The following is a 26,316-nucleotide window of genomic DNA, read 5'->3' as shown; positions in this document are numbered from 1 at the left end:
GAGAATGCTCATGCCTAAAAAACGTCCGGTCATCATTACCTGTGCCGTCACGGGAGCAATCCACACGCCGTCGATGTCGCCTCATTTGCCGATCACGCCGCAGGAAATCGCCGATGCAGCCATCGGTGCCGCCGAGGCCGGGGCCTCGATTGTTCATTTGCACGCCCGCGACCCACATGACGGAAGGCCCAGTCAGGATGTCGATCTGTTTCGGCAGTTCCTGCCGCAGATCAAGGCCAAGAGCGACGTGGTGATCAATATCACCACCGGTGGCGCGCCGACCATGGGCGTGGAAGAGCGCCTGCAGCCGGTGGCGCAGCTCAAGCCGGAACTTGCCTCGTTGAACATGGGGTCAATGAACTTCGGGCTGTACGAAATGCTGGATCGCTACAGCGAATTCAAGCACGACTGGGAGCGGCCCTATCTGGCCGACAGCGACGACCGGATCTTCCGCAACACCTTCCGCGACATCGCGCACATCCTCAATACCTGTGCCGAGAACCGCACACGCTTTGAGATTGAATGCTACGACATCGGTCATCTGTATACCGCAGCACACTTCCTGCAGCGTGGGTTGCTCAAGGCGCCGATTTTCATCCAGTCTGTATTCGGTTTGCGCGGAGGGATCGGTGGGCACCCTGAGGACTTGGCGCACATGCGCCGTACGGCTGACCGCCTCTTTGGCGATGCCTATCAGTGGTCGATACTGGGGGCCGGTCGCAATCAGATTCCGCTGGGCACCATGGGCCTGTCGATGGGCAGCCATGTGCGGGTCGGCCTGGAGGATTCGCTGTGGGACGGGCCGGGCAAACTGGCGGCGTCCAATACCGATCAGGTCAAGCGTATCCGCACGGTGATCGAAGCGCTGGGCGGGCAGGTGGCGACGCCGGATGAGGCCCGTGAAATGCTCGATCTGAAGGGGCAGGACAAGGTTAATTTCTAGTCGCCGCAAAATGTGTCATCTCAATAACAACAAGACAGAGGTGAAAAATGCGTATCGAAATCGTTGTCGACGTAAAGACCACGCTGGGCGAAGGTCCGGTCTGGGATGTCGAGCAACAGCGCCTGTACTGGATCGACAGCTTCGACGGCCGCGTCCTGCGCTGCACGGACGACGGGCGTGAACTGCGCGCCTGGGAGGTCGGCCAGAAAATCGGCTCCATGGCCTTGCGCAAGCATGGCGACGCGGCGCTTGTCGCGTTGCAGACCGGCATCTATAACCTCGATCTGCCGAGCGGCGATCTGGAGCTTATCGTCGACCCTGAGCCCGGTTTGCCGAACAATCGCCTCAATGATGGCAAGGTCGATCGGCAGGGCCGGTTCATCGTGGGCTCGATGGACACGCAGGAGGATCAGGCCAGCGCAAAGCTGTATCGCCTCGACCCGGACCTGAGCCTGCACACCCTGGATGAGGGCATCATCGTGTCCAACGGCCCTTGCTGGAGTCCGGGCGGGGAAACTTTTTATTTCGCCGACACCTGGTCAGGAGAGATCTGGACCTACGATTACGACAACGCCAGCGGCGCAGTCGCCAACAGACGCACCTTTACCAAGGTCGACACCTCGGCAGGGGGCGCGGCGGATGGCTGCACCGTGGATGCCGAAGGCTGTCTGTGGCAAGCGCTGGTGTATGCCGGAAAGCTGGTGCGTTACACCCCTGACGGGCGGGTGGATCGCATCATCGACATGCCGGTGAAAAAAGTGACCAGTCTGACCTTCGGCGGCCCGAATCTGGACACACTGTTTGTCACCTCCATGGCCAAGCCGCCGTTGCCGCGCTTTCCGCAAGATGGCCAGCAGCGCGGTGCCCTGTTCGCCATCACCGGGCTGGGTGTGAAAGGCATCGCCGAGCGGCGCTTTGCCAGTTAACCCGCCGACAGACCGAACCTGAACGTTAAGGACGACTGGACCCTTTCTCGCTGGGGCGTGTGCAGCACGCCTGGAGATTTCCCATGCCAAATAACAAGAACGCATCGCTGGGCAAGATTCATCGTTTTTCGTGGGTGTCATTGCTGGTCTGCTGGATGATCTGGATTTTGAACGCTTACGATCGCGAGATCGTCTTGCGCCTGGGCCCGACGATTTCCAAGCATTTCGACCTGTCTGCGGACCAGTGGGGGACGGTGGCGACGGTGGTCATGCTGGCGCTGGCCGTTCTCGATATTCCCGGCTCCATCTGGAGCGATCGCTACGGCGGAGGGTGGAAGCGGGCGCGCTTTCAGGTGCCGTTGGTACTGGGTTACACCGCGCTGTCGTTTCTGTCGGGCTTCAAGGCATTGAGTGGCAGCCTCGCCAGTTTCATCGCCTTGCGCGTTGGGGTGAATCTGGGTGCTGGCTGGGGCGAGCCTGTCGGTGTCAGCAACACTGCCGAGTGGTGGCCAGTAGAACGTCGCGGTTTTGCCCTGGGCGCGCACCATACCGGTTACCCCATCGGCGCGATGCTCAGCGGCATCGTCGCCAGTTTCGTGATCAGCACCTACGGTGAGGAAAACTGGCGTTATGTGTTCTTCTTCGCCTTCGTGTTAGCACTGCCATTGATGATCTTCTGGGCACGTTATTCGACTGCCGAGCGCATCACCCAACTGTACGTGGACATCGCTGCCAAAGGCATGACGCCGCCGGACAGCACGCCGTCGACCAATGTAAAAGGCCAGGTCTGGAAGTCGGTGAAGGCGACGCTGAGCAACCGCAATATCGCCCTGACTGCCGGTAACACCCTGCTCACGCAAGTGGTGTACATGGGCGTCAACATTGTCCTGCCAGCCTATCTGTACAACATCCTCAACTTGTCGCTGGCCGAGTCGGCGGGCATGAGCGTGGTGTTCACCCTGACCGGCATCCTCGGGCAACTGATCTGGCCTTCGCTGTCGGACATCATCGGCCGGCGCATCACCTTGATCATTTGTGGCATATGGATGGCGGTCAGTGTCGGGGCCTTTTACTTCGCCAACACCATCCTGATCGTCATCGCCGTACAGTTGCTTTTCGGCCTGGTCGCCAATGCCGTCTGGCCCATCTACTACGCAGTCGCTTCCGACTCGGCACAGCCTTCGGCGACCTCCACAGCCAACGGGATCATCACCACGGCGATGTTCATCGGCGGCGGTATTGCCCCGGTGCTGATGGGAACGCTGATTTCCATGGGCGGCGGCTGGACCAGCCTCAGCGGTTATACCGTGTGCTTTTTCGTCATGGCCGGTTGCGCGTTGGGTGGGGCGTTTCTGCAACTGTTTTCTCACCGCCCGGAGCTGCTGACAGTGCAGCGGAGCGTGTGAGGGTGGACAGGGATGCCGCCTGGCTTTGATCTGACATGGCAATAAGTGACTAGTAAGGACGCTGGATATCTGACTAATGCGTCAGTCTGCGGGGACAGGAAATATAGCGACATCGCTCAAAGTCCGTCCCCGTTTCAATCAGAAAGTGCCACTTTCAAGAATGGCAGCATTCGCTTGCCGGGCCCTCCAGCCAATTGAAGAGGGGAGAATAAAGTATTACTTTTCCGACCATTACTTGCTGTTAGCGACATTTAGGCTGTCGCAATCAGGACGTACCTTGACTGCTGTGAGCAAAAAATTGACGTCATAAATTCTCAGGTGTCAAGTTTTTTCTGGCACTACAGTCAATCAGATGCCAAGTGTAATAAAAATTTTTTATCCTTGAATATCATTGCTTTAGAGGAGAATAGAGCTTTTATTCAGGTCCGGTGAAGTTGCAGCCCCTAAAGTTACTGAGCTGGCGGGCGACATGAGTAATATCTCAATGACATCAATCATAAAAGTTGGTTCAGCCCATTTTTACGATTGATAGCGCCCATCATGCAAGCCACGGAATGGCTAGTTCAGGACCGACATCATGTTCAGCAAACTCAGCATCTCGCAAAAGCTTTACCTCAGCTTTGCTGCGATCATCGTGCTTATCGCCGTCCTTGTCGCGAGTGCTTACAGAGGTTTCGAGCAGGTCGAAGAAGCTACCAATAGCAATGTTCATACGTATCAGGTGCTGAGCGACGCGCAACTCGCCCTTGAACAGCTGATCAATATCGAGACCGGGATGCGGGGCTTTGTAATCGCTTCGAAGGATGCCTTCCTGGAACCACTGGTGGCGGGGGAGAGGCGTTTCACCGAAGAACTCGATTCGCTCAAGCGCCTGACAGCCGACAATGCGGAACAGCAGCGCCGCCTGGCTGCATTGGGTGAGATGCAGAAGCGCTGGCTCGACGAAGACATCAATCCGATCATCGCTCTGCGCCGTGATCTGACTGCACGCGGTGCAGCTGATGATCAACTGGATGCACGCATCAGCTCGGGGGCCGACAAAGCCAAGATGGACAGCATGCGTGCCCTGCTCTCTGAACTCAGCGGTACCGAGCAAAAGTTGCTGGTTCAGCGCAGTCAGGAAATGGCCGATGCCAAGCGGTTTGCGATCATGATTCTGATGTGCGGCGGCCTGGCCGCGGCTGTTCTCGCGATGATCCTTGCCGCTGTATTGGGGCGCAGCACCACGGCGCGCCTGCAACTGGCCATTGATGCCGCAACGGCAATTGCCAATGGCAAGCTGGACACTGTGATCGACACCAGCAGCCACGACGAACTGCCGAAAGCCTTTGATCGTATGCAGAATCGCCTGCGCGAAATGATTCAACAGATCAGCCAGGCGGCCAATCAACTGGTCGTTGCCGTACAACAGATTTCCGGTGCCTCCGAGCAGTTGTCCGGTGCTATCCAGGAACAGTCGACGTCCGCCTCGGCGATGGCGGCCACAATCGAAGAACTGACCGTCAGCATCCATCACGTATCCGAAAACGCCGACGAGGCGCATGAACTCGCCAGCCGTTCAGGGCAGCAGTCGAAAGATGGTGCGCAGGTCATCGAAAACACCTTGTCCAGCATGAATGGCATCGCCCGGACCGTGCAGCTTTCCTCCACTCAGGTCGCAGGTCTGGGTCAGCACTCCGAGCACATTTCATCGATCGTCAGCGTGATTCAGGGCATTGCCGACCAGACCAACCTACTGGCCCTCAACGCTGCCATCGAGGCTGCTCGGGCCGGTGAGCAAGGCCGTGGCTTCGCAGTGGTTGCCGACGAAGTACGCCTGCTGGCGCAGAACACCGGCAAGTCCACCAAGGAAATCGCCGGGATGATCGAGAAAATTCAGGCGGGCGTGCGGGAAACCGTCGAGAGCATGCGCAGCGGCGTTCAGGAAGTGAACGAAGGTGTTGCAATGGCTGGCACCGCCGGTCAAGCGATCATCGAGATTCGCGACAGTTCGGGCAAGGTTCTGCAGGTGGTCGACCAGATATCCTTCGCGCTGCGTGAGCAAACCGCAGCCAGCCAGGATGTCGCACGTAACGTCGAGCGCTCCGCGCAAATGGCTGAACAGAACAACATGTCGGTTCAGGAACTGCTCAAGACCAGCGGCGGCCTGAAGACCCTTGCCACCAGCCTGCAGACGGAAGTGGGCAAGTTTCGGCTTTAAGGTCTGAAAGCGCATCAGCAGCAGGGTCACCCTGCTGAAAAAACCGGTATTAGTCGAAGCGCTAATGCCGGTTTTTTTGCATATTAAAAAAATGCGCCTAACCTTTGGTGCCTCGATGACGATCCCGAGCAGCGCATCGAAATTCATGCAATGAAATGGCAGCGCAGGCTGTCTCAGGACTGATGCCTTGTTACGTCAGTGCTGAGCCAGAATACTGTCCAGCAGACCCGGGAAACGGCTCTCGAGCACCTGTTTGCGTAGCGAGTTCATGTGCGTGGTGCCCACGTTGCGCGTCTGTACAAGCCCCGCGTCGCGTAGCACGCGGAAGTGATGGGACATGCTGGATTTCGGGCGTCCGCCGTCCAGTTCGCCGCAGGTGGCCTCTGCAACGCCAGCCAGGCAGCGCACGATTCCCATGCGAACGGGATCACTCAAGGCATAGAGTAAGCGTTCGAGGGTGAGGTCTTCAGGATCGGGGTGTTGGAAGGTTCGCATGCTGAGGATGATATCAAGGCTTTCGTTTATTGCCATAGTTCGATTACCATCGAACAACTGAAATCAAAAGTCATCTGGCCTACGGGAGCTTTCCAATGTCTGCATTGTTCGAACCCTTCAAACTGAAAGACGTCACGCTGCGCAATCGAATCGCCATTCCTCCGATGTGCCAGTACTCGGCAACCGAAGGTGTTATCAACGACTGGCACCAGGTGCATCTGGCCAGTATGGCGCGCGGTGGTGCGGGTCTGTTGGTGGTCGAAGCTACCGCCGTTGCGCCGGAAGGGCGTATTACCCCAGGTTGCACCGGTATCTGGAACGACGAGCAGGCGCAGGCATTCGTGCCTGTCGTCAAAGCCATCAAGGCCGCAGGATGCGTGCCGGGTATTCAGATTGCCCACGCCGGTCGCAAGGCCAGCGCCAATCGCCCATGGGAAGGTGATGACCATATCGCAGCGTCCGATTCGCGCGGCTGGGACACCATCGCTCCGTCCGCCATCGCGTTCGGTGCCAATCTGCCGAAAGTCCCGCGCGCCATGACCCTGGAAGACATCGCGCGTGTTCGCCAGAACTTCGTCGATGCTGCCCGTCGCGCCCGCGATGCCGGCTTTGAATGGATCGAGTTGCATTTTGCCCACGGCTACCTGGGGCAGAGCTTCTTCTCCGAGCACTCCAACCAGCGCACCGATGAGTACGGCGGCAGCTTCGATAACCGTAGCCGTTTCCTGCTGGAAACCCTGGCTGCAGTACGTGAAGTCTGGCCTGAGAACCTTCCGCTCACCGCACGTTTTGGCGTGATCGAATACGACGGTCGCGACGAGCAGACTCTGGCAGAATCGATCGAACTGGCGCGCCGCTTCAAGGCTGGCGGACTGGATCTGTTGAGCGTCAGCGTCGGTTTCAGCACCCCGGACGCCAACATTCCGTGGGGGCCTGCGTTCATGGGGCCGGTTGCCGAGCGTGTGCGCCGTGAAGCGGATATTCCCGTGACCAGCGCCTGGGGTTTTGGCGAGCCGAAGCTGGCTGAAGAGGCGGTCAAGTCAGGCCAGCTCGATCTGGTCTCGATTGGTCGTGCACATCTGGCCGACCCGCATTGGGCCTACTTCGCAGCGAAAGAACTGGGCGTTGAAAAATCGGCCTGGACCTTGCCTGCGCCTTACGCTCACTGGCTTGAACGTTATCGCTGAGCACGCCTGACCTGAAGATATGCATGCGTTGGTGGCACCTACAGCGTATGCACCTTATCTTCTGCTGAAGTGGTGGTAGGCGTTTGCCAACCACCACCCAGCGCTTTGAATACGGCGACCGCCGCCTGCGCGGATTCGACGTGTGCCTGCGCCTTGGCGTCAGCGACCTGCAGCATTTTCTCGTCGGCGCGCAGAACCTCGATCAAACTGGCAGCACCTTTGCTGTAGCTTGCGAATGAGGATTGCCGGGCAGAAGCAAGCGCAGTTTCGCTTTTACCTAGCATTGCAGCTTGAGTTTCGCGGCTGGCCAACGAAGAAAAAGCATTTTCAACGTCCTCAGTGGCGCGTAAAACTGACTGTCGATAAGCCGCCAGAGCTTCTGCCTCTTGTCCCTTGGCTTGGCTGATCCGGGCGTTCACCCGGCCGAAATCAAAAAGCCTCCAGCGAAGCCCCAAAATACCTGCTGACTGACTGGCACCGCCGGTAAACAGATTGCCGCTCGACACGGCTGTGGCGCTGCCCAGCAATGCGCTGAGTGAGAGTTTGGGGTAATACTCGCTGATCGCCACGCCGATACGCGCGTTCGAAGCGGCGAGGCGCCGCTCGGCCACGATCAGATCAGGTCTGCGACGCAGGAGATCGGCTGGCGTTCCTGTCGATGTGAGCGTGGGTGCGTGTGGGATTCGACCTGTTTCAGCCAGAGAGCCCCGATGAGTGCCAGGCGGTACGCCCAGCATCACGTCAAGCGCGTTCATTGCAGCGTCGAGACCTGTTTGCAGAATCGGCACTGTTGCCTGCACCTGTAAAAGCTCAGCTTCGATCTGACGGACTTCATAGTCAGGGGACAGACCACGCTCATGAAGGAGCTGGACTTTTTCCAGCAGGTCTTGCCGGGTTTTAACCTGTCGGTTTGTGATCGCGAGCCTGGCTTGCAGACCACGGATGGTGATGTAGGTATCGGCGGTCCGGGCTGCCACAGCGAGCCTCGCAGCCGCAACACCTGCCTGCGAAGCCTGATATTCAGCCAGTGCAGCCTGTCGGCTGCGTCTCAAACCGCCAAAAACATCCAGCTCCCAGCTTGCGGTCAGATTGGCTTCATAGGCATTGCCATAACGATCGTAGCCAGGTGCCGAGTTCAGCACCTGGCCGAGTGGAGTCTCTACCGATTGATGAGCCCGCGCCGCCTGTGCATCGATGTTGCCCGACGGGAGCAGGGCGGCGGTTGCCGCATCTGCTCCGGCGCGTGCCTGAGCCAGTTGCGCGCTGGCTTGAGCGAGATCGAGGTTCTGCGCCAGTGCGCGTGACACGAAGCTGCTCAGTAACGGATCATCAAAACCGTCCCACCACGCGGCACTGACAAGCGGATGCGCGGTAATATTCGCAGCGCCACGTGGTTGAGTCAGATAGCGGTCAGGCAGGGGCGCATCCGGGCGTTGGTAATCCGGACCCACGGCGCAGCCCGACAGCAGGCCGGTGCTCATGACCAGTACATAAGTACAAAGCGTGCGCATGGAAATTCCTTGAGATGATCAGGTTGTGACTATATTACGATCTGGTCACTTGTTGTCAATGAGTGTTCACATAGCTAAGCTGGAAACATGACTAATCAAATCAAGACATCCCCAACGCGTGGTCCCTCCGACCACAGCGTTCGCGATCAGGTTGTCGAAGCGGCAACACAGCATTTCGGCCACTACGGCTATGAGAAAACCACGGTCTCCGATCTGGCCAAGGCCATCGGTTTTTCCAAGGCCTACATCTACAAGTTCTTCGACTCCAAGCAAGCCATCGGCGAAGTGATCTGCTCGAACCGGCTGGCGATGATCATGGCGCTGGTGAACTCGGCCATCAGCGACGCGCCAACGGCCTCCGAGAGGCTGCGCCGCCTGTTCCGCTCGCTTGTGGAGGCCGGTAGCGACCTGTTTTTTCACGACCGGAAGCTGTATGACATAGCCGCTGTCGCAGGCCGCGATCAGTGGCCTTCTGCTGCCGCGCACGACGAGCGTATTCGCCAGCTCATCCAGCAAATCGTTCTTGAAGGCAGGGAGTCGGGAGAGTTCGAACGCAAGACACCTCTGGACGATGCCGTTCAGGCCATTCACTTGGTCATGCGTCCGTACATCAACCCGGTGCAATTGCAATACAACCTCGACATCGTGTCGACGGCTCCGGTCCATCTGTCGGCGCTGATACTGCGAAGTCTGGCACCCTGAAACTGTGACCATTGACTAATTTGGTCACTTTAAGGAGAATCGTTTCCCTGCTCACTTGATTTCAAGTAGGGATCCCATGCTCCTGTTCAGACCCAAAGCCACTGCGTTGTTGTTATTGCCTCTCTTCCTGACTGCGTGCAGCGAGTCGTCCGGGGGGCGCGATCCACGTACCCAGCCGCCTCTGGTAAGGGCGGCCACTGTTGCAAATACTGATCAAGCCTCCCGTTCATTCACCGGGGTTGTGGTCGCTCGGGTTCAGAGCGACCTGGGGTTTCGGGTTTCCGGGAAGGTGCTTGAGCGCCTGGTTGATACCGGCCAGACCGTCAAGCGCGGTGAGCCACTGATGGGCCTGGACCCCGTTGACCTTGGGCTTCAGGCTCAGGCCCAACAGCAGGCGGTTGCTGCGGCTGTGGCGCGAGCCAGGCAGACCGCCGATGACGAAGCGCGTAATCGTGATCTGGTTGTTGCTGGTGCGATATCCGCGTCCGCCTACGACAGGATCAAATCCCTGGCCGACACCGCCAAGGCAGAGCTGAGTGCTGCACAAGCGCAGGCCAGCGTGGCGCGTAACGCAACCGGATACGCCGTTTTACTGGCGGACGCCGACGGCGTGGTGGTCGATACCCTGGTCGAGCCTGGACAGGTCGTCAGCGCAGGCCAGCCCGTGGTCAGGCTGGCAAAGGCCGGGCCACGTGAAGCCATTGTCCATCTGCCTGAAACCTTGCGGCCGACTATGGGGGATCGGGCTGAGGCCAGACTGTATGGCGACGGTGCGCGCGTCATACCGGCAAGACTGCGGCTGCTCTCTGACGCCGCAGACCCGCTGACGCGTACGTTTGAAGCCAGGTATGTGCTTGAAGGCTCAAACATCAGTGCACCTCTGGGTTCAACGGTGTCCCTCGATATCGCTGTCGGCAAGGCTGGCCGGCAGTCGCTGGCGATACCCATTGCCGCTCTGCATGACCCGGGTCGAGGCCCGGGTGTCTGGGTCATTGCAGGTACGCCTGCAAAAGTCACCTGGCGCGCCGTGCAACTGCTGGGTGTGAGTGACGATTCGGCAAATGTGAGTGGCGGTCTCGAGGCCGGTGAGCAGGTCGTGGCACTGGGCACGCATTTGCTTCACGACGGTGAGGAAGTGCTCGTGCAGCAAGGTGGTATCACCGCCGAGGCACGACCATGAGTCCGGGACGTTTCAACCTTTCTGCACTGGCCGTTCGCGAACGCGCCATCACGCTGTTTCTGATTATTTTGATCGGCGTGGCCGGTACGCTTTCATTTTTCAAACTGGGGCGTGCGGAAGATCCGCCTTTCACCGTCAAGCAAATGACCGTTATTTCTGCATGGCCTGGCGCAACCGCTCAGGAGATGCAGGATCAGGTCGCCGAGCCGCTTGAAAAACGCATGCAGGAATTGAAGTGGTACGACCGTAGCGAGACCTACACCCGGCCAGGTCTGGCATTCACTATGGTTTCATTCCAGGACAAGACGCCACCTTCTCAGGTGCAGGAAGAGTTTTATCAGGCGCGCAAGAAACTCAGTGATGCCGCGAAGTCATTGCCTGCGGGTGTCATTGGTCCGATGGTCAATGATGAATTCTCGGACGTGACCTTTGCGCTGTTTGCGTTGAAAGCAAAAGGTGAGCCGCAGCGGCTACTGGTACGCGATGCCGAGTCACTGCGCCAGCGTCTGTTGCATGTGCCGGGCGTGAAGAAGATCAATATCATCGGCGAACAGGCCGAACGAATTTTCGTGTCGTTCTCCCACGAGCGGCTGGCAACATTGGGTATCGCTCCTCAAGATATTTTTTCGGCGCTCAACGACCAGAACGTCCTGACGCCCGCCGGTTCGATTGAGACCAGCGGGCCACAGGTGTTTCTGCGCCTGGACGGTGCCTTCGACACCCTTGAGAAAATCCGCAATACGCCGATTGTGGCGCGGGGTAAAACGCTGAAGCTCCAGGACGTGGCGACAGTGGAGCGCGGTTACGAAGACCCCGCGACCTTTATGGTCCGCAATCAGGGTGAGCCTGCGCTGTTGCTGGGCATCGTGATGCGCGACGGCTGGAACGGGCTGGACCTGGGTAAGGCGCTGGATGCAGAAACGGCCAGCATCAACCAAGGCATGCCCTTGGGAATGACGCTTTCAAAAGTCACTGACCAGTCGGTGAACATCGGTTCGGCCGTTGACGAGTTCATGATCAAGTTCTTCGTCGCCCTGCTTGTGGTGATGCTGGTGTGCTTCCTCAGCATGGGTTGGCGAGTCGGTGTGGTGGTCGCTGCAGCGGTACCGCTGACGCTGGCTATGGTCTTCGTCGTGATGGAAGCGACGGGCAAGAACTTTGATCGTATTACCCTGGGATCACTGATCCTGGCGCTGGGCCTGTTGGTGGACGACGCCATCATTGCCATCGAAATGATGGTGGTGAAAATGGAGGAGGGCTACGACCGGATCAAGGCCTCAGCCTATGCCTGGAGCCACACAGCGGCGCCCATGCTTGCCGGTACCCTGGTGACCGCGGTCGGCTTCATGCCGAACGGCTTTGCGCAGTCGACTGCCGGCGAGTACACCAGCAACATGTTCTGGATTGTCGGCATCGCCCTGATTGCTTCCTGGATAGTTGCAGTGGTCTTCACACCTTATCTGGGGGTGAAGATGCTGCCGGAAATCAAGCCGGTTGAAGGCGGACACGCCGCCATCTACGACACGGCGCATTACAATCGTTTCAGGCGGATTCTGGCCCGCGTCATTGCCAGGAAGTGGTGGGTGGCGGGTGCGGTTATCGCTGCATTTGTGGTGGCGATTCTCGGGATGGGGGCAGTCAAGAAACAATTCTTCCCGACTTCCGATCGTCCGGAAGTACTGATCGAAGTGCAGATGCCCTACGGCACATCCATCGAGCAGACCAGCGTCACCACCGCCAAAGTAGAGGCATGGCTGAAAAAGCAGGATGCCGCGAAGATCGTCACGTCCTACATCGGCCAGGGCTCGCCACGCTTTTATCTGGCAATGGCGCCGGAGCTGCCCGACCCGTCGTTTGCAAAGATCGTTGTACTGACTGAAAGCCAGGAAGCACGTGAGGCGCTCAAGCTACGGATTCGTGAGGCGGTTGCTGACGGACTTGCACCTGAAGCCCGGGTCAGGGTCACACAGCTCGTGTTCGGTCCTTATTCACCGTTTCCCGTGGCGTATCGCGTGAGCGGGCCGGACCCTGACACATTGCGCGAGATCGCCGCGCGGGTAGAAACCGTGATGGCGGCGAGTCCGATGATGCGTACCGTCAACAGCGATTGGGGGACACGAGTGCCCACGCTGCACTTCTCTCTGGATCAGGATCGTTTGCAGGCCGTCGGGCTGACATCAAGCGCAGTTGCCCGGCAATTGCAGTTCCTGCTTTCAGGTGTCCCAGTCACCTCTGTCCGCGAAGATATCCGTTCAGTGGACGTGATGGGCAGGGCGGCGGGTGACATCCGCCTGGACCCTGCGAAGATCGAGGGTTTCACGCTGGTAGGGGCTGCCGGTCAGCGTATTCCTCTGTCGCAGACCGGAGTGGTCGAAGTGCGCATGGAAGACCCGATTCTGCGCCGAAGAGATCGTGTGCCGACTATCACCGTGCGCGGTGATATTGCTGAAGATCTGCAACCGCCGGATGTCTCCGCCGGGATCATGAAAACACTGCAGCCGATTATCGACAGCCTGCCGCAGGGTTATCGGATCGAGCAGGCCGGATCAATAGAGGAGTCGGCAAAGGCCGCTGTGGCATTGGCTCCGCTGTTTCCGATCATGATTGCCGTTACCTTGCTAATCATCATCCTTCAGGTGCGTTCGATGTCGGCGATGATGATGGTGTTTTTCACCGCGCCGCTCGGCTTGATCGGCGTTGTGCCGACATTGCTTCTGTTCAATCAGCCGTTCGGTATCAACGCTCTGGTCGGGCTGATCGCGCTGTCCGGCATTCTGATGCGCAATACCTTGATCCTGATCGGGCAAATCGACCACAACGAAAAGCAAGGGCTCGACCCGTTTCATGCGGTGGTCGAAGCGACCGTACAGCGGGCACGCCCGGTGCTGCTCACGGCACTGGCGGCGATCCTGGCGTTCATTCCCCTGACCCATTCGGTGTTCTGGGGCACGCTTGCCTACACGCTGATCGGAGGCACCCTCGGCGGGACTGTCATGACGCTGGTCTTCCTGCCAGCGATGTATTCGATCTGGTTCAAAATCCGTCCGGATAGAGGAACGCAGCCCCGAAACTCCAGCAGTCACGCCTCAACTGGCACAGAGATGAAGGGGATTTGATCATGAGTCGTTACGCTTAAAGGCGGAGTGCGGCTTTGCGATCAGTTCTACAAAATCGACTACCGTACATGCGTCCGGTGCTGGCGTTGCAAGACCCGCTCGTCCTCATGAGAGTAATCTCGCTTAACCGGATTCGCGGGGTCAATGCCAGCATTCTCTTTCGGCGCTGGGAAGGCATGCCGTAAGTCGTTTGAGCCTGGAAAGTGCTCTGCAACGGCCTGGCTGCTCACTTGCGCCGCACCCGCGGCGCAAGTCCTGTCAATTGCTGCCGAACGCATGCCCAGGCCAGGTGCAGGGCATTACGCAACGCCACTGCATCGGCGCTTATCACGCGTACGGACACGCCGCAATCGTTCGGCAATGCGCTGACGCCCTGGTAGCTATCGGCAACGTCGTGTAACGCCTCGCGTAACGTCCGTTTCAAATCCCCTACCGGTAAACCCTGACCCACCAGCATGAACGTTGCCAAGGCTTGCCGTTGTCCGCTTACGCCGGGCAGTCGGCGTTGCAGGTCTGCGCCGGTCATTGCCAGTCGGTCACCGGCCAACAGTTTTCCGGCCGGGCTGTAGACCTGCAGATCGGCGCGGTAAAAGTCGGGCAGTCCTTCGCTGCCTTGAGGTGTATGCAGGCAGAATGCGTCGCACAGCAGCACACGTGCGCCGGGGTGCAATGTCACGTCCACCCGGCTGTGCAGTCGTGTCTGTGGAAACAGAATGGTCGCCATCGGCAGGTACTCCAGCAGCGCATCGGCTTCGGCGACCAGTGTCACGGTCTGCCGCGCTGACTGCTCGAGCATGCTGTGCGCAACCGTCGCAGCGCCGGTGCTGACGTGCACTTGTGTACCTGGCCCCGCGTGCAGATGCAGGTGCAGTTGTTCCCCGGCGAACAGGCCTCCCGAGCACGATTGCAGGTAGACCGCCGCCATGCCGGGCGGGTCCTGCGGCAGGGTCAGGGTACGCCCCAGATGGAAGGGGTAGCCGACCTCCTGACGAGACACATAACTGGCCCCGGAAGGCGCTTTGCTGAAGGCAATATGCGCCGTGCGTTTCGTCTGTGCGGGCAGTAACGATTGATGGGCGTTCATGTGCGGTCGAACAACACGGCACGGCTTATCGCTTCAACCACCGCATCGACGCCTTCGCCGGTGTTGCAGTTGGTAAACAGCACTGGCTGGCCGTTGCGCGCCTGCGCCGACTCGCGCCGCATGCGCGGCAGGTCGACACCCACATAGGGCGCCAGGTCGTATTTATTGACTACCAGCAGGTCGCAGCTCAGCACGCCGGGGCCGCGTTTGCGCGGGATATCGTCGCCGCCTGCCACATCGATGACGAAAATCCAGTAGTCCACCAGATCCAGCGAAAAGGTCGAGGCCAGGTTGTCGCCGCCGGATTCGATCAGCACCAGATCAAGATTACCGAAGCGCGCTTCCAGCTCATCGGCCATTTGCAGGTTGAGGGTCGGGTCTTCACGAATGGCCGTGTGCGGGCAGGCACCGGTTTCCACCGCACGAACCCGCTGCGGGTCGATCAGTCCGCTGCGCTGCACACGCTCGGCATCCTCACGGGTGGCAAGGTCATTGGTGATGATCGCCAGCTCGGTGCCTCGTTCGATGAAGCGCGGGATCAGTTGTTCCAGCAGACGTGTCTTGCCCGAGCCGACCGGCCCGCCGATGCCGACACGCGCTGCGCCGGGATGTGGGTGGGCAGCGGCATGTTCGGAAGATGGAGCGGGAGCATTCGTGGTTTGGTTCATTGGCGGGTTTCCTGTGCGGATAGGGTTTCAACGCAGCATGTAGCGCTGCGCGAGTGGCACTTCGCTGACCGGCTCGCAGTGCAGGCGCTCGCCGTCGGCGTACACATCGAAGGTCTGCGGGTCGACGCGGATGTCCGGGCAGGCATCGTTGTGCAGCATGTCGGACTTGCGCAGGGTGCGAGTGCCGAACGCGGGCAGCAGTTGCTTCTTGAGCCCCAGTCGCGCGGCGGTGTCGTCCTCGACGGCAAGACGATTGACGAAGTTGACCGACAGCGCCTGTTTCGCCTCGCCAAACGCGCCCCATTGCGGGCGCATCACCAAGGGTTCGCAGGTGTACAGCGAGGCGGCGGAATCACCCATTACGGCGTGCACGATGAAGCCACCCTTGACCACCAGCTCCGGCTTGATGCCGAAGAAGGCCGGCCGCCAGAGCACCAGATCGGCCAGCTTGCCAGGCTCCAGAGAGCCGATGTAGCTGTCGATGCCGAATACCCGCGCGGCGTTGATGGTGTATTTGGCGATGTAACGCTTGATCCGTTCGTTATCGCCCAGTGCCGTGGTTTCTTCCGGCAGGCGACCGCGTTGGTCTTTCATTTTCGACGCCAGTTGCCAGGTCCGGCAGATCACCTCGTTGATACGGCCCATGCCTTGACTGTCGGAGCCCAGTATCGAAATGGCGCCGGTGTCGTGCAGGATGTCCTCGGCAGCGATGGTCTGCGGGCGCACTCGCGATTCGGCGAACGCCACGTCTTCCGGCACATCCGGATTGAGGTGGTGGCAGACCATGATCATGTCCAGGTGCTCGTCGAACGTGTTCACAGTGTAGGGGTTGGTCGGGTTGGTCGAGGAGGGGATGCAGTTGCTTTTTCCGGCGACGCTGATGATGTCCGGCGCATGTCCGCCGCCTGCACCCTCAGTGTGGTACATGTGGATGGTGCGGTCGCCGATGGCCGCCAGCGTGTCTTCGAGAAAGCCGGATTCATTGAGCGTGTCGGTGTGCAACTGCACCTGAAAGTCGTATTCGTCGGCGACTTTCAGGCAGGTGTCGATCACTGCGGGCATGGCGCCCCAGTCCTCGTGGATCTTCAGCCCCAGACAACCGCCGCGCAGTTGCCCGAGCAGCGATTCGGGCTTGCTGGAATTGCCGCGTCCCAGAAAACCGAAGTTGATCGGCCAGGCTTCGGCAGCCTGCAACATCTTGCCGACGTTCCACTCCCCGCCACAGTCTATGCCGACCGTGATCGGCCCCAGCGAACCGCCGATCAGTGTGGTCAGACCTGCCGCCAGCGCGTGATCGCAGAGTTGCGCGGAGTCGAAATGCACATGCACGTCGATACCGCCGGGGGTGACGATCAGGCCTTCGGCATCGCGTACGGTCGTGGCGACGCCGCAGATCAGTTGCGGATGTACGCCGTCCATGATCTGCGGGTTGCCGGCCTTGCCAATGGCGACAATCTTGCCGTCCTTGATACCGATATCGCCTTTGACGATGCCGATCACCGGGTCGATGATCAGCGCGTTGCAGATCAGCATATCCAGAGCGCCGTCAGCGCTGTCATGCCCGGGCATCAGGCCCATGCCGTCACGCAGCGTCTTGCCACCGCCGTGCAGGCATTCATCGCCGGGCACCGAGTGGTCGAACTCGACTTCGGCCAGCAACGAGGTGTCGCCCAGGCGCACGGCATCGCCAGTCGTGGGGCCGTACATGGCGGCGTATTCCTTGCGCGTCATCGTTGCCATGGTTCAGGCTCCCTTGAAGTATTGGGCGCGGGCACGCTCCAGCGCTGCGAGCTTGCAGGCCGGATCGTGCAGGTTGCCATTGGTCAGGCCACTGAAGCCGTGGATGTCGCCAGTTCCGCCAAACTGCACCAGTTGCACTTCGCGCAGCTCGCCGGGTTCGAAGCGCACGGCCGTGCCTGCGGGAATATCCAGGTGCATGCCGAAGGCACGTTCACGCGGAAAATCCAGCGCCTTGTTGACCTCGAAAAAGTGATAGTGACTGCCGATCTGCACCGGCCGGTCGCCGGTATTGATCGCGCGCAGGGTGGCGGTCGGCCGGTCGCCATTGAGGTGGATATCGCCGTCAGGTGAAAGGATCTCCCCCGGTGTCGGCATGACCGCCAGCGGCAGTCGGCCCGGCCGGATCGGTTGATGCACGGTGACCAGTTTGGTGCCATCTGGAAACGTGCCCTCGACCTGCAGCACCGGCAGCAGGTCGGCGACCCCTGGCATCACGTCATCGGTGTTGAGGATCGTCGAGCCGAAACCGATCAGCTCGGCGACGCTGCGACCCTCACGCGCGCCTTCGAGGATTTCGTCAGCGATCAGTGCCGAAGCTTCCGGGAAGTTCAGGCGCAGGCCCTTGCTGCGGCGTTTGCGTGACAGCTCGGCAGCGGTGTACAGCGTGAGTCGTTCAAGTTCGGTAGGGGTCAGCAACATGAGGGGGCTCCAGAGCTGTCAGTAGAAGGCCGGTCAATTGGCAAACAGGCGCAGGTCCTGGGTTTCGTGGCGCATCACGGCGATTTCGCCCATGGGGGTAAAGCCGCATGCGTCGTCCGGCGACGGCGGCTCCTGCGCCAGCAGTTCGGTGATCAGCGGTTGAATATCGGTCAGCACCCGTTGCGCATCGATGTGGCCCATGACCCCGAGCCGCACGGCGGCGCTGACCAGCCCGGTACACAACGCGTGCGCGGCAGCCAGTTGGCAGTGATCGCGGTGCATGCCGAGGTGATTCCAGAGCAAGCCCTGCACCACGGGCAGATGGCCCGGTGTGTTGCCTGTCAGAACCTGCTGTTGATAGGACGCCGCGCCCGATGTGCCCAGCGCGACATGCACGCCCAGCAATGCCTGGCCGACACGTCGTGAGCCCTGACGCAGTTCCTCGGCCAGGGTCAACGCTTCGATCTGGGCGTCCATAGCCATCAACGCCGGCGGGTCATCAGCCGCGTGCCAGGCGGCGAGCAGAAACACTCGATCAAAACTGTTCCAGCGATGGCGCAACTGGCCCTCGACGAAGCCATGCACTTCGGCACTGCGGCTATGGCGAACACTCCGTTGCCGACGTCGTGGCGCGACGATTTCGCCGTGGCCGAGGTGCCCGTCAGCGACCAGCGTTTCCAGACCCCACGACCACGCCACCGCGCCGCCGGGAAAGAAACTGTCGGCCTGCTGCAGGGCCAGCAACAGGCTGCTCGAGGCGTTCATGCGCGCTGCACCCGGCCGTCCGCGAGCATGGGCGCCAGACGCTCGAGGTAGTCAGCTTCCGGGCCGTTGAGCGGGATCTGCAAGGTGTCTCCGGCAAAGCGCACCGCCCAGTGCATGTTGCCGGCGAAATAACCCAGTTCCAGCGCGGCGGCCGCATCGCGCGGCTGCAGGTCGAGGTATTGCTGATCTTGCATTTGCACGACGATGGCGCGTTGATTGTCGAGCATCAGCACCGAGCCGTTGCGCAGCTGTTGGTGACGTTCCAGGCGGATTGCGCAGTCGGTGCCCCGGTCGCTCGCCAGACGCAGGCGATGGCGCTGAATGTCACTGCCCGACAGGCTCAGGGTTTCGATCTGGCCAGCGTGGCTCAGGTCATGCAAGCGGTCGGCGAGGGCAGGGTCGCTGGCCTGGCCCAGAATGCGGTCGAGTATCAGCATGGCGATGGCTCCTGTGCGTTGTTCAGATTGTCAGGTAGCGCAGGATGCGCTCGCGGTCGACGGTCTCGCGGACTTCGCTGTGCACGAATTCGCCTTTTTCGATGATCAGGTAGCGGTCTGCCACCGCCATGGCGAACGACAGCACCTGCTCGGAAACAATCAGCGAAAACCCGCGTTCCTTTTTCAGCAGGTTAAGGGCTTTTGCGATGTCTTTGATGATCGACGGCTGGATGCCTTCGGTGGGCTCATCGAGGATCAACACCTTGGGGTTGGAGACCAGCGCCCGCGCGATGGCCAACTGTTGCTGCTGACCGCCGGACAGGTTGCCGCCCTTGCGTCGGCGCATTTCGAACAGCACCGGGAAGTATTCGAAGATGTAGTCGGGAATCGGCGCGGCAGGCGCACCCTGCATGCCGGTGAGGATGTTTTCCTCGACACTCAGGTAGGGGAAGATCATCCGCCCCTGAGGCACGAAACCGACCCCGGCGGCGACCCGCTCGTAGCTCTTGCTGCCGGCCAGCTCCTGCCCGGCGAGGGTGATGCTGCCGCTGCGCGTCGGCAACATGCCGACCAGACTTCTGAGCAGCGTGGTCTTGCCCATGCCGTTGCGGCCCATGACCGCGAGTGACTCGCCTGCCGCCAGCTCCAGGCTGAGGTCACGCAACACGTGACTGTCACCGTAATACACATTGAGGTGAGAGACATTCAGCATGTTCAGTGCCCCAGGTAGACGTCGATGACGCGAGGATCGTTTTGCACCTGATCCATCGAGCCGTAGGCCAGGGTCTTGCCCTGATGCAGGACGGTGACCTTGTCGGCCACCGATTTCACGAACTCCATATCGTGCTCGATGATCACCATCGCGCGACCCTTGGCGATGAGCTTGAGCAGGCCAGCGGTTTTCTCCCGCTCGCCTGCGCTCATGCCGGCGACGGGCTCGTCGAGCAGTAGCAGCTCGGGGCGCTGCATCAACAGCATGCCGATCTCCAGCCACTGTTTCTGGCCGTGGGACAACAGCCCTGCCTTGCGTCCCAGCTGGTCCTTGAGAAAGATCATTTCGGCGGTCTGATCGATTTCGGCATTCAGCGCCGCATTCTTTCCGGCGAACAGGCAGTTGAAGATGCCGCGCTTGTCCGGCGAGGAAATGTCGAGGTTTTCGCGCACGGTGAGGTCTTCGTAGACCGACGGGTTCTGAAACTTGCGGCCCACGCCAGCGCGGGTGATCTGGTACTCGATCATGTTCGCCAGTTGCAGGTCCTTGAAGCGGATGCTGCCGGCACTCGGGCGGGTCTTGCCGCAAATCATGTCGAGCAGGGTGGTCTTGCCCGCGCCATTGGGCCCGATCACCACGTGCACCTGGTTTTCCTCGACATAGAAATTGAGGTTGTCGACCGCCTTGAAACCGTCGAATGACACGGTCAGGTCTTCGACGCTCAGTAACATTGCACTCATGACTGTGTCTCCTTGTTGCTCAGGCGCTGCAGCAGCCCGGCCAGCCCGGTGGGCAGGAACAGCACCACGGCCATGAACAGGAAACCGATGAAGTACTGCCAGAAACTGACGAAGTTTTCCGACAGCCAGGTTTTTGCCGTACCGATCAGCAGCGTGCCGTACACCGCACCCACCAGCGAGAGGCGCCCACCCAGTGCGGCGTAGATGACGATCTCGGTGGACGGAATGATGCCCACCAGCGAGGGCGACGCCAGGCCGACCTGCAAAGTGAACATCACCCCGCCCAGCGCGGAAATCAGTGCGGCCACGGCAAAAATAAAGGCCTTGAACAGCGCAGTGTTGTAGCCCGAGAAGCGCACCCGGTCTTCGCGATCACGGATTGCCACGATCACCTTGCCCAGGCGGCTGCGCAGAATGAACCCGCACATCGCGACGCTGGCCAGCAGCAACAGTGTGGTGATCAGGTAGAGAATCCAGGGCGTCTGGGGCGTCTGCAGGCTCAGGCCGAAGGCCGTCTTGAAATCGGTCAGGCCATTCACGCCGCCTGTGTAGCCCTGTTGGCCGATGATCATGATCGACATGATCGAGGCCAGTGACAGGGTGATGATCGAGAAGTACACGCCGCCCACGCGCTTCTTGAAGTAGGCATAACTGAATAGAAACGCCAGCAGTGCAGGCAGGATCAGGATCGCCGCCAGGGTAAAGGTCGCCGACTCGAACGGCTTCCACCACCAGGGCAGGGCTTCGACGCTGTTCCAGATCATGAAGTCCGGCAGTGCCGAGCCGTAGAAAGCGGCGAGGGCGCTGGCCGCTTCGTCCGTGGCGGTGGCTTCGAGTTTGAGATACATCGCCATCATGTAGCTGCCCAGGCCGAAGAAAATCCCCTGGCCGAGGCTGAGGATGCCGCCGTAGCCCCAGATCATCACCATGCCCACTGCGCAGAACGCCAGGCTCAGGTATTTGCCGGCCAGACCGAGGCGAAAATCACCCAGTATCAGGGGTAACGCCACCAGCAACAGCAGCGACAGCCAGATCAGGCTGTAGCGCTCGATCAGCGTCAACCAGCCACCCGCTGGCTTGCCTGCGCCCGGCACTGTGGCCTGCGGCCGCAGCGTCGGCTTTTCAGTCATGTCATTCATCTCAACGTCTCACTTTCGTGGCGAACAGGCCGTTGGGGCGGAAAAACAGCAGCACGATGACCACCAGCAGGGTGATCGCCTTGGCCATGGAGCCGGTGGTCAGGTATTCCAGCGAAACCTGGGTCTGGCCGATGGCGAACGCCGACAGGAAGGTGCCCAGCAAGCTTTCCACGCCGCCGAACACGACGACGATAAAGGTGTCCACCAGGTACTGCTGACCGCTGACCGGGCCAGTGGACGCAAGCATGGTGAACGAACTGCCGGCAATGCCCGCAAGGCCACAGCCCAGCGCGAAGGTCACCGAGTCGACCCGCGCGGTATTGATCCCGGCTGCACCGGCCATGGCGCGGTTCTGGGTCACGGCGCGAATGCGCAGGCCCCAGCGACTGCGGTAGAGAAACAGGAACACCGCGGCGGCAATCACGAAGGTCAGACCGATGATGAAAATCCGGTTGAGGGGCAGCTCCAGCCCATCGCTGATTTTCCATGCGCCCTGCAACCATTGCACGGTGGGCACGCTGACTTCCTTGGGGCCGAAGACCTGGCGGAACAGCTGCTGCAGGACCAGAGACAGCCCCCAGGTCGCCAGCAGGGTGTCGAGCGGTCGGTTGTACATGAAGCGGATGAAGCAGCGTTCCAGCAGGAGGCCGAAGGCAAAGGTCACCACAAAGGCCATCCCGATGGCGATGATGAAATACCAGCCCATGAGCTCGGGAAAGTAGCGCTGAAACACCACGGAGGTGGCGTAGGTCATGTATGAGCCCATCGCCATCAGTTCGCCGTGCGCCATGTTGATCACGCCCATCAGGCCGAACACGATGGTCAGCCCGAGTGCCATCAGCACCAGCACGGAAAACAGCGAGAACCCGCTGAAGACTTGCATTACCAGCGTATCGAGAGTCATGCCGTCGCTACCTGTTGCTGCACATTGACGAAAGCGGGCGCGAAGCGGATCGCGCCCGGGCCGGAATCAGAGTTTCGGAAAGGGGTTGGGCTCGATCGGTGCCGACTCGTAGATCACGTCGACCTGGCCCTGCGCATTGAGGGTGCCGATGCGCGCACGCTTCCACAGGTGGTGATTGTCCTTGTGCACCTTGATCTCGCCTTCAGGCGCATCGAGGGTCAGTTCCGAGGATGCGGCGATCACTTTCGGCACGTCGAAACTGCCTGCTTTCTCGACGGCCTTTTTCCACAGGTACACCGCGGTGTACGCCGCTGCCATCGGATCACCGACGACGCGCTGCTGCCCATAGCGCGTTTTGAACGCCTGGACGAATTTCTCGTTGACCGGGTTTTTCAGGCTCTGGAAATAGCTCATGCAGGTCAGGAAGCCGACGAGGTTTTCCGCACCGATGCCGGTGACTTCCTCTTCGGTGATCGCCAGCCCCATCAGCGTCTGGTTACTGCTGTCGATACCCGCGGCCTTGAGCTGTTTGTAGAACGCTACGTTGGAGCCGCCGACGATGGTCGACAGCACGATGTCCGGCTTGGCCGCCTTGATCTTGTTGATCACCGAGGAAAACTCGATGGCCCCCAGCGGCAGATAGTCTTCGCCGACGATGGAGCCGCCCTGTTTGGTCACCGACGCCCGTGCCAGCTTGTTGGTGGTGCGTGGCCAGATGTAGTCGGAACCGACCAGATAGACGCTTTTGCCCTTGTTGGCCATCAACCAGGTGACGGCCGCCAGAGTCTGCTGCGACGCTTCGGCACCGGTGTAGATAATGGCCGGGGATTTCTCCAGCCCTTCATAGAAGGTCGGGTAGTAGAGCAGGCCCTTGTTGCGCTCGAAGACCGGCAGTACCGCTTTGCGCGAAGCCGAGGTGAACGCGCCAAAGGTGACCGCAACGTGGTCGTTTTCCAGCAGTTTGCGTGCCTTCTCGGCGAAGGTCGGCCAGTCGCTGGCACCGTCCTCGACGATCGGTTCGATGGTTTTGCCCATCACGCCGCCACTGGCGTTGATCTCTTCGATGGCCAGTTTTTCTGCGTCGACCACCGAGGCTTCACTGATGGCCATGGTGCCGGTCAGCGAGTGGATGATGCCGACTTTCACAGTCTCGTCCGCCTGCGCCTGACCGATCAGGGAAAACGGCAGCAGGCTGATCGCGCCCAGCAACAGAGCATGCTTGATCAAACGGCGTTTGTCGTTGTGCATTCACTTATCTCCCAGGAATGAAAAAAGCCCGACGTCCCGGCCAAATCAATGGGCGGGAGGTCAGGCTTTTGTGCCGAATCTGGCGGGACAACTGCGTCCGATCCAGTCGTACGCGAGGTGTCTCCCTACTTGCCGAGAGGGGCGTAGGGCAAACAGCTGGCGCGATGTCTCAGGAGGAACTTAGCAAGGGCAATGCCAACTGGCGAAACCGCTGTTGGCGCGCGTTTCGAAACCCGGAGGCAGAGCATCCCTGCATTAATTGCACGAACATACCGACATGCGCCGCTTTGGCGCGAGCAGCGCTTCTACGCACCAAAAGCGTGATGCAGAAGTCCCTTTTTTCTCGCGATATGTACTCATGCATAGACTGAGATATTGGGCTTTTGCAGGAGCGAACTTGTTCGCGAAGGCAATGTTCGAGGCGACCTAAACCCCACGTATGCACGGACGTCTTCGCCAACGAATTCGCTTCCCCCTGATGCGCCTCGTCACGCATGGCCCGCTCCCTGCATGAGCCTGCCCGACACCCTCGCAGGGTCTCTTGCCACACGCCCATTCTCGGCAGGTGTGGAAGGTCCCTCGCACGACTGGTCCTGACACTGCCGTCACGCCAGCCCCAGGCACAACCGCCTGAGAGCCACCGTTGAATCCACGGTTATTCGCTCAGTCTTCTTTTCAGGCTCCCGGCCACCTGCGGGCGTCTCATCTCACGTGAAAGGTTTATAGGCATGGCTGACCCGTCGATCCGCATAGGAGGTCTGTTTTCCAATACCGGCGTCACCGCTGCCGGTGAGTGTTCAACAATGCGCGGCGCACAGTTTGCAATTCATCAGATCAATGCCGCCGGGGGCGTGAATGGGCGTCCTCTGGAACTGATCACCCGCAATCCGGATTCCACACCTGCGCTGTTTGCCATGCATGTCGAATCGCTGATTCGCGAAGAGAACCTGCGGTTTTTCTTCGGTTGCTACACCTCGGCGGCGCGCAAGGCCGTATTGCCTGTCGTCGAACGCTACAACGCATTGCTGCTTTATCCGGTGTACTACGAGGGCTTCGAGTATTCGCGCAACATCATCTACACCGGCGCTACGCCGAACCACAACGCGGTGCCACTGGGCAGCTACATGTTCGATCACTTCGGCAGTCGCGTGCTGATGATCGGCTCGGAGTACGTCTACCCGTACGAAACCAACCGGTTGATGAGCGACCTGCTTTACGAGCGGGGCGGCAGCAAGCTGGGCGAATACTACTTGCCACTGAAAAACGCCAGGGCAGAGGACTTCGCCAGGCTCATGGTCAAGGCCAGAGAGCTGAAACCCTCGTTCATCTTTTCGACAGTGGTCGGCGACACCATGGCGCACCTGTATCAGGCCTACGCCGATGCCGGTTTCGACCCAGCGGTCATGCCGATCGCCAGTGTCACCACCAGCGAGACCGACATTCAGCAGATGGGCGTCCATCTGGGCACCGGGCACATTTCGGCAGCGACTTATTTCCAGTCGATCGACACGCCGCTCAATCGCCAGTGCATCGCCCAGTACCGGGAAATGTTTGGCCAGCATCAGGTGACCGACCGCTGCTGGGAGGCTGCTTACTTTCAGGTCCATCTGCTGGCCAAGGCGATCGCTCGTGCTGGCAGTACCGAAGTGGAGAGTGTGTTGCAGACCATGCGCGGTCTGGAATACGACGCGCCTCAGGGACGGGTGCGTATCGATGAACACAACCACCATACCTACCTGTACTCGCGGATCGGCCGTGCCAATGCCGACGGGCAGTTCGACATCCTTTACGAAAGTCAGAAAGCGTTGAAGCCCGACCCTTATGCAGTGGCGCCTGACTTCAATGGCTGGTCCAGCCTGACCGGGAGGCGTCCATGACCCTGCGTGCCGCCAAGAAACGTTTGCGCAACGACAGCGCAGGCGGCATCAAGGACCTGCGCGATATCAGCGTGCTGGTGATGCATCCCGATGACGAAGACGGTCGCAACCTGATCGCTCAGTTGCAGCGCATCGGTTGTCAGGTGCGGGTGCAGTGGCCGATCCCCGAGCGTCTGCACAGCGAGGCTGATGTGATCGTACTGGCGGTATCGCCGGAAAGCCTGTCGACCAACACGCCCTGGCTGCTGCACCACTCGACGCCGCCGATCATTCCGGTGATCGCCTATGAAAACCCGATCATTGTAGAGGCGCTGGTGCAGCTCAACGCCTGTTCGGTGATTCCGTCGCCGGTCCGCTCGTTCGGCCTGCTGACCGCTCTGGCCATCACCCTCAGCCAGGCCCGCAAGACGCGGGAACGGGAAAAGCACGTCAAGCGCCTGGAAGGGCGCATGGCGGTCATGCGCACCGTGCAGCAGGCCAAGATCATCCTGATGGAAACCAAGGGCCTGTCTGAAACGGACGCCTACAACGCGCTGCGTGATCAGGCGATGGCCAAGCGCGAGCCGGTGGAAAAAATCGCCGAGGCCCTGGTCAAGGCCCATGAACTGTTTCAACAAGCCTGTTCCTGACAGGTTGC

23 protein-coding genes are annotated in these 26,316 nt (G+C 60.1%); 10 read left to right on the top strand and 13 right to left on the bottom strand.

Features of this window, described 5'->3' with window-relative positions; all coding sequences use genetic code 11:
* The first annotated feature begins 10 nt into the window (after window positions 1-10).
* From JOE29_RS13825 to JOE29_RS13810, 4 genes are all read left to right on the top strand, one after another.
* Window positions 11-943 carry a 3-keto-5-aminohexanoate cleavage protein gene (locus tag JOE29_RS13825; RefSeq protein WP_004410649.1) on the top strand — a complete coding sequence of 311 codons (933 nt, stop codon included), beginning with the start codon at window positions 11-13 and terminating at the stop codon, window positions 941-943.
* A 47-nt stretch (window positions 944-990) separates the two neighbouring features.
* Window positions 991-1,869: an SMP-30/gluconolactonase/LRE family protein gene (locus JOE29_RS13820; RefSeq protein WP_044311528.1), complete on the top strand. Its 879-nt coding sequence runs from the start codon at window positions 991-993 to the stop codon at window positions 1,867-1,869.
* A gap of 83 nt (window positions 1,870-1,952) precedes the next feature.
* Window positions 1,953-3,275: an MFS transporter gene (locus tag JOE29_RS13815; protein WP_044311527.1), complete on the top strand. Its 1,323-nt coding sequence runs from the start codon at window positions 1,953-1,955 to the stop codon at window positions 3,273-3,275.
* A gap of 577 nt (window positions 3,276-3,852) precedes the next feature.
* On the top strand, window positions 3,853-5,475 hold the full coding sequence (locus tag JOE29_RS13810; protein ID WP_016567915.1) for a methyl-accepting chemotaxis protein: 1,623 nt from the start codon (window positions 3,853-3,855) through the stop codon (window positions 5,473-5,475).
* 195 nt (window positions 5,476-5,670) lie between these two features.
* Here JOE29_RS13810 and JOE29_RS13805 read toward each other — a convergent pair whose 3' ends face one another.
* Window positions 5,671-6,006 (bottom strand): helix-turn-helix domain-containing protein, encoded by a 336-nt coding sequence (locus tag JOE29_RS13805; protein ID WP_074997724.1) that lies wholly within the window; start codon window positions 6,004-6,006, stop codon window positions 5,671-5,673.
* 59 nt (window positions 6,007-6,065) lie between these two features.
* Between JOE29_RS13805 and JOE29_RS13800 the strand changes: the two genes are divergently transcribed.
* Window positions 6,066-7,157 carry an NADH:flavin oxidoreductase/NADH oxidase gene (locus tag JOE29_RS13800; protein ID WP_003396141.1) on the top strand — a complete coding sequence of 364 codons (1,092 nt, stop codon included), beginning with the start codon at window positions 6,066-6,068 and terminating at the stop codon, window positions 7,155-7,157.
* A 38-nt stretch (window positions 7,158-7,195) separates the two neighbouring features.
* Here JOE29_RS13800 and JOE29_RS13795 read toward each other — a convergent pair whose 3' ends face one another.
* The gene (locus tag JOE29_RS13795) at window positions 7,196-8,668 is read right to left on the bottom strand and encodes an efflux transporter outer membrane subunit (protein ID WP_099315019.1); all 1,473 of its coding nucleotides are present in this window, start codon (window positions 8,666-8,668) and stop codon (window positions 7,196-7,198) included.
* Between the two features lie 87 nt (window positions 8,669-8,755).
* Between JOE29_RS13795 and JOE29_RS13790 the strand changes: the two genes are divergently transcribed.
* The 3 genes from JOE29_RS13790 (at window position 8,756) to JOE29_RS13780 (ending at window position 13,666) form a co-directional block, all read left to right on the top strand.
* Window positions 8,756-9,370, top strand: coding sequence for a TetR/AcrR family transcriptional regulator (locus tag JOE29_RS13790; RefSeq protein WP_044311523.1), 615 nt, complete (start codon window positions 8,756-8,758; stop codon window positions 9,368-9,370).
* A 76-nt stretch (window positions 9,371-9,446) separates the two neighbouring features.
* Window positions 9,447-10,550 (top strand): efflux RND transporter periplasmic adaptor subunit, encoded by a 1,104-nt coding sequence (locus JOE29_RS13785; RefSeq protein ID WP_044311522.1) that lies wholly within the window; start codon window positions 9,447-9,449, stop codon window positions 10,548-10,550.
* Complete coding sequence (locus tag JOE29_RS13780) at window positions 10,547-13,666, top strand: efflux RND transporter permease subunit (RefSeq protein WP_210079613.1); 3,120 nt, start codon at window positions 10,547-10,549, stop codon at window positions 13,664-13,666. Before JOE29_RS13785 ends, JOE29_RS13780 begins: the two co-directional genes overlap by 4 nt.
* A 226-nt stretch (window positions 13,667-13,892) precedes the next feature.
* On the opposite strand, the gene JOE29_RS13775 is transcribed toward JOE29_RS13780, so the two are convergent.
* The 11 genes from JOE29_RS13775 to urtA form a co-directional block, all read right to left on the bottom strand.
* Window positions 13,893-14,750: an urease accessory protein UreD gene (locus tag JOE29_RS13775; RefSeq protein WP_044311520.1), complete on the bottom strand. Its 858-nt coding sequence runs from the start codon at window positions 14,748-14,750 to the stop codon at window positions 13,893-13,895.
* Window positions 14,747-15,418: an urease accessory protein UreG gene (gene ureG, locus JOE29_RS13770; protein ID WP_044311519.1), complete on the bottom strand. Its 672-nt coding sequence runs from the start codon at window positions 15,416-15,418 to the stop codon at window positions 14,747-14,749. Before ureG ends, JOE29_RS13775 begins: the two co-directional genes overlap by 4 nt.
* Before the next feature lie 27 nt (window positions 15,419-15,445).
* Entirely contained in the window at window positions 15,446-17,158 is a 1,713-nt protein-coding gene (gene ureC / locus JOE29_RS13765) for an urease subunit alpha (RefSeq protein WP_044311518.1), read from the bottom strand.
* Window positions 17,159-17,161: 3 nt separating this feature from the next.
* Entirely contained in the window at window positions 17,162-17,857 is a 696-nt protein-coding gene (locus tag JOE29_RS13760; protein WP_024960127.1) for an urease subunit beta, read from the bottom strand.
* Between the two features lie 33 nt (window positions 17,858-17,890).
* Window positions 17,891-18,622, bottom strand: a complete 732-nt coding sequence (locus JOE29_RS13755) for an urease accessory UreF family protein (RefSeq protein WP_044311517.1) — start codon at window positions 18,620-18,622, stop codon at window positions 17,891-17,893.
* Entirely contained in the window at window positions 18,619-19,059 is a 441-nt protein-coding gene (ureE, locus tag JOE29_RS13750; protein WP_044311516.1) for an urease accessory protein UreE, read from the bottom strand. The genes JOE29_RS13755 and ureE overlap by 4 nt, the downstream gene beginning before the upstream one ends.
* 22 nt (window positions 19,060-19,081) lie before the next feature.
* Window positions 19,082-19,771 (bottom strand): urea ABC transporter ATP-binding subunit UrtE, encoded by a 690-nt coding sequence (gene urtE, locus JOE29_RS13745; protein ID WP_004410673.1) that lies wholly within the window; start codon window positions 19,769-19,771, stop codon window positions 19,082-19,084.
* A 2-nt stretch (window positions 19,772-19,773) separates the two neighbouring features.
* The gene (gene urtD, locus JOE29_RS13740) at window positions 19,774-20,511 is read right to left on the bottom strand and encodes an urea ABC transporter ATP-binding protein UrtD (protein WP_003367067.1); all 738 of its coding nucleotides are present in this window, start codon (window positions 20,509-20,511) and stop codon (window positions 19,774-19,776) included.
* Window positions 20,508-21,650: an urea ABC transporter permease subunit UrtC gene (urtC, locus tag JOE29_RS13735; RefSeq protein WP_004412531.1), complete on the bottom strand. Its 1,143-nt coding sequence runs from the start codon at window positions 21,648-21,650 to the stop codon at window positions 20,508-20,510. Before urtC ends, urtD begins: the two co-directional genes overlap by 4 nt.
* Before the next feature lies 1 nt (window position 21,651).
* Window positions 21,652-22,554, bottom strand: coding sequence for an urea ABC transporter permease subunit UrtB (gene urtB, locus JOE29_RS13730; protein WP_044311515.1), 903 nt, complete (start codon window positions 22,552-22,554; stop codon window positions 21,652-21,654).
* A 66-nt stretch (window positions 22,555-22,620) separates the two neighbouring features.
* Window positions 22,621-23,802, bottom strand: coding sequence for an urea ABC transporter substrate-binding protein (gene urtA, locus JOE29_RS13725; RefSeq protein WP_016567925.1), 1,182 nt, complete (start codon window positions 23,800-23,802; stop codon window positions 22,621-22,623).
* Between the two features lie 728 nt (window positions 23,803-24,530).
* On the opposite strand from urtA, the gene JOE29_RS13720 reads away from it, so the two are divergent.
* The gene (locus JOE29_RS13720; RefSeq protein ID WP_058444949.1) at window positions 24,531-25,679 is read left to right on the top strand and encodes a transporter substrate-binding domain-containing protein; all 1,149 of its coding nucleotides are present in this window, start codon (window positions 24,531-24,533) and stop codon (window positions 25,677-25,679) included.
* Window positions 25,676-26,308, top strand: coding sequence for an ANTAR domain-containing protein (locus JOE29_RS13715; RefSeq protein WP_003407311.1), 633 nt, complete (start codon window positions 25,676-25,678; stop codon window positions 26,306-26,308). Before JOE29_RS13720 ends, JOE29_RS13715 begins: the two co-directional genes overlap by 4 nt.
* Window positions 26,309-26,316 lie beyond the last annotated feature (8 nt).

Source organism: Pseudomonas sp. PvP009, from assembly GCF_017832995.1.
Taxonomy (GTDB): domain Bacteria; phylum Pseudomonadota; class Gammaproteobacteria; order Pseudomonadales; family Pseudomonadaceae; genus Aquipseudomonas; species Aquipseudomonas syringae.
This window is presented reverse-complemented; position numbering and strand designations above follow the sequence as displayed.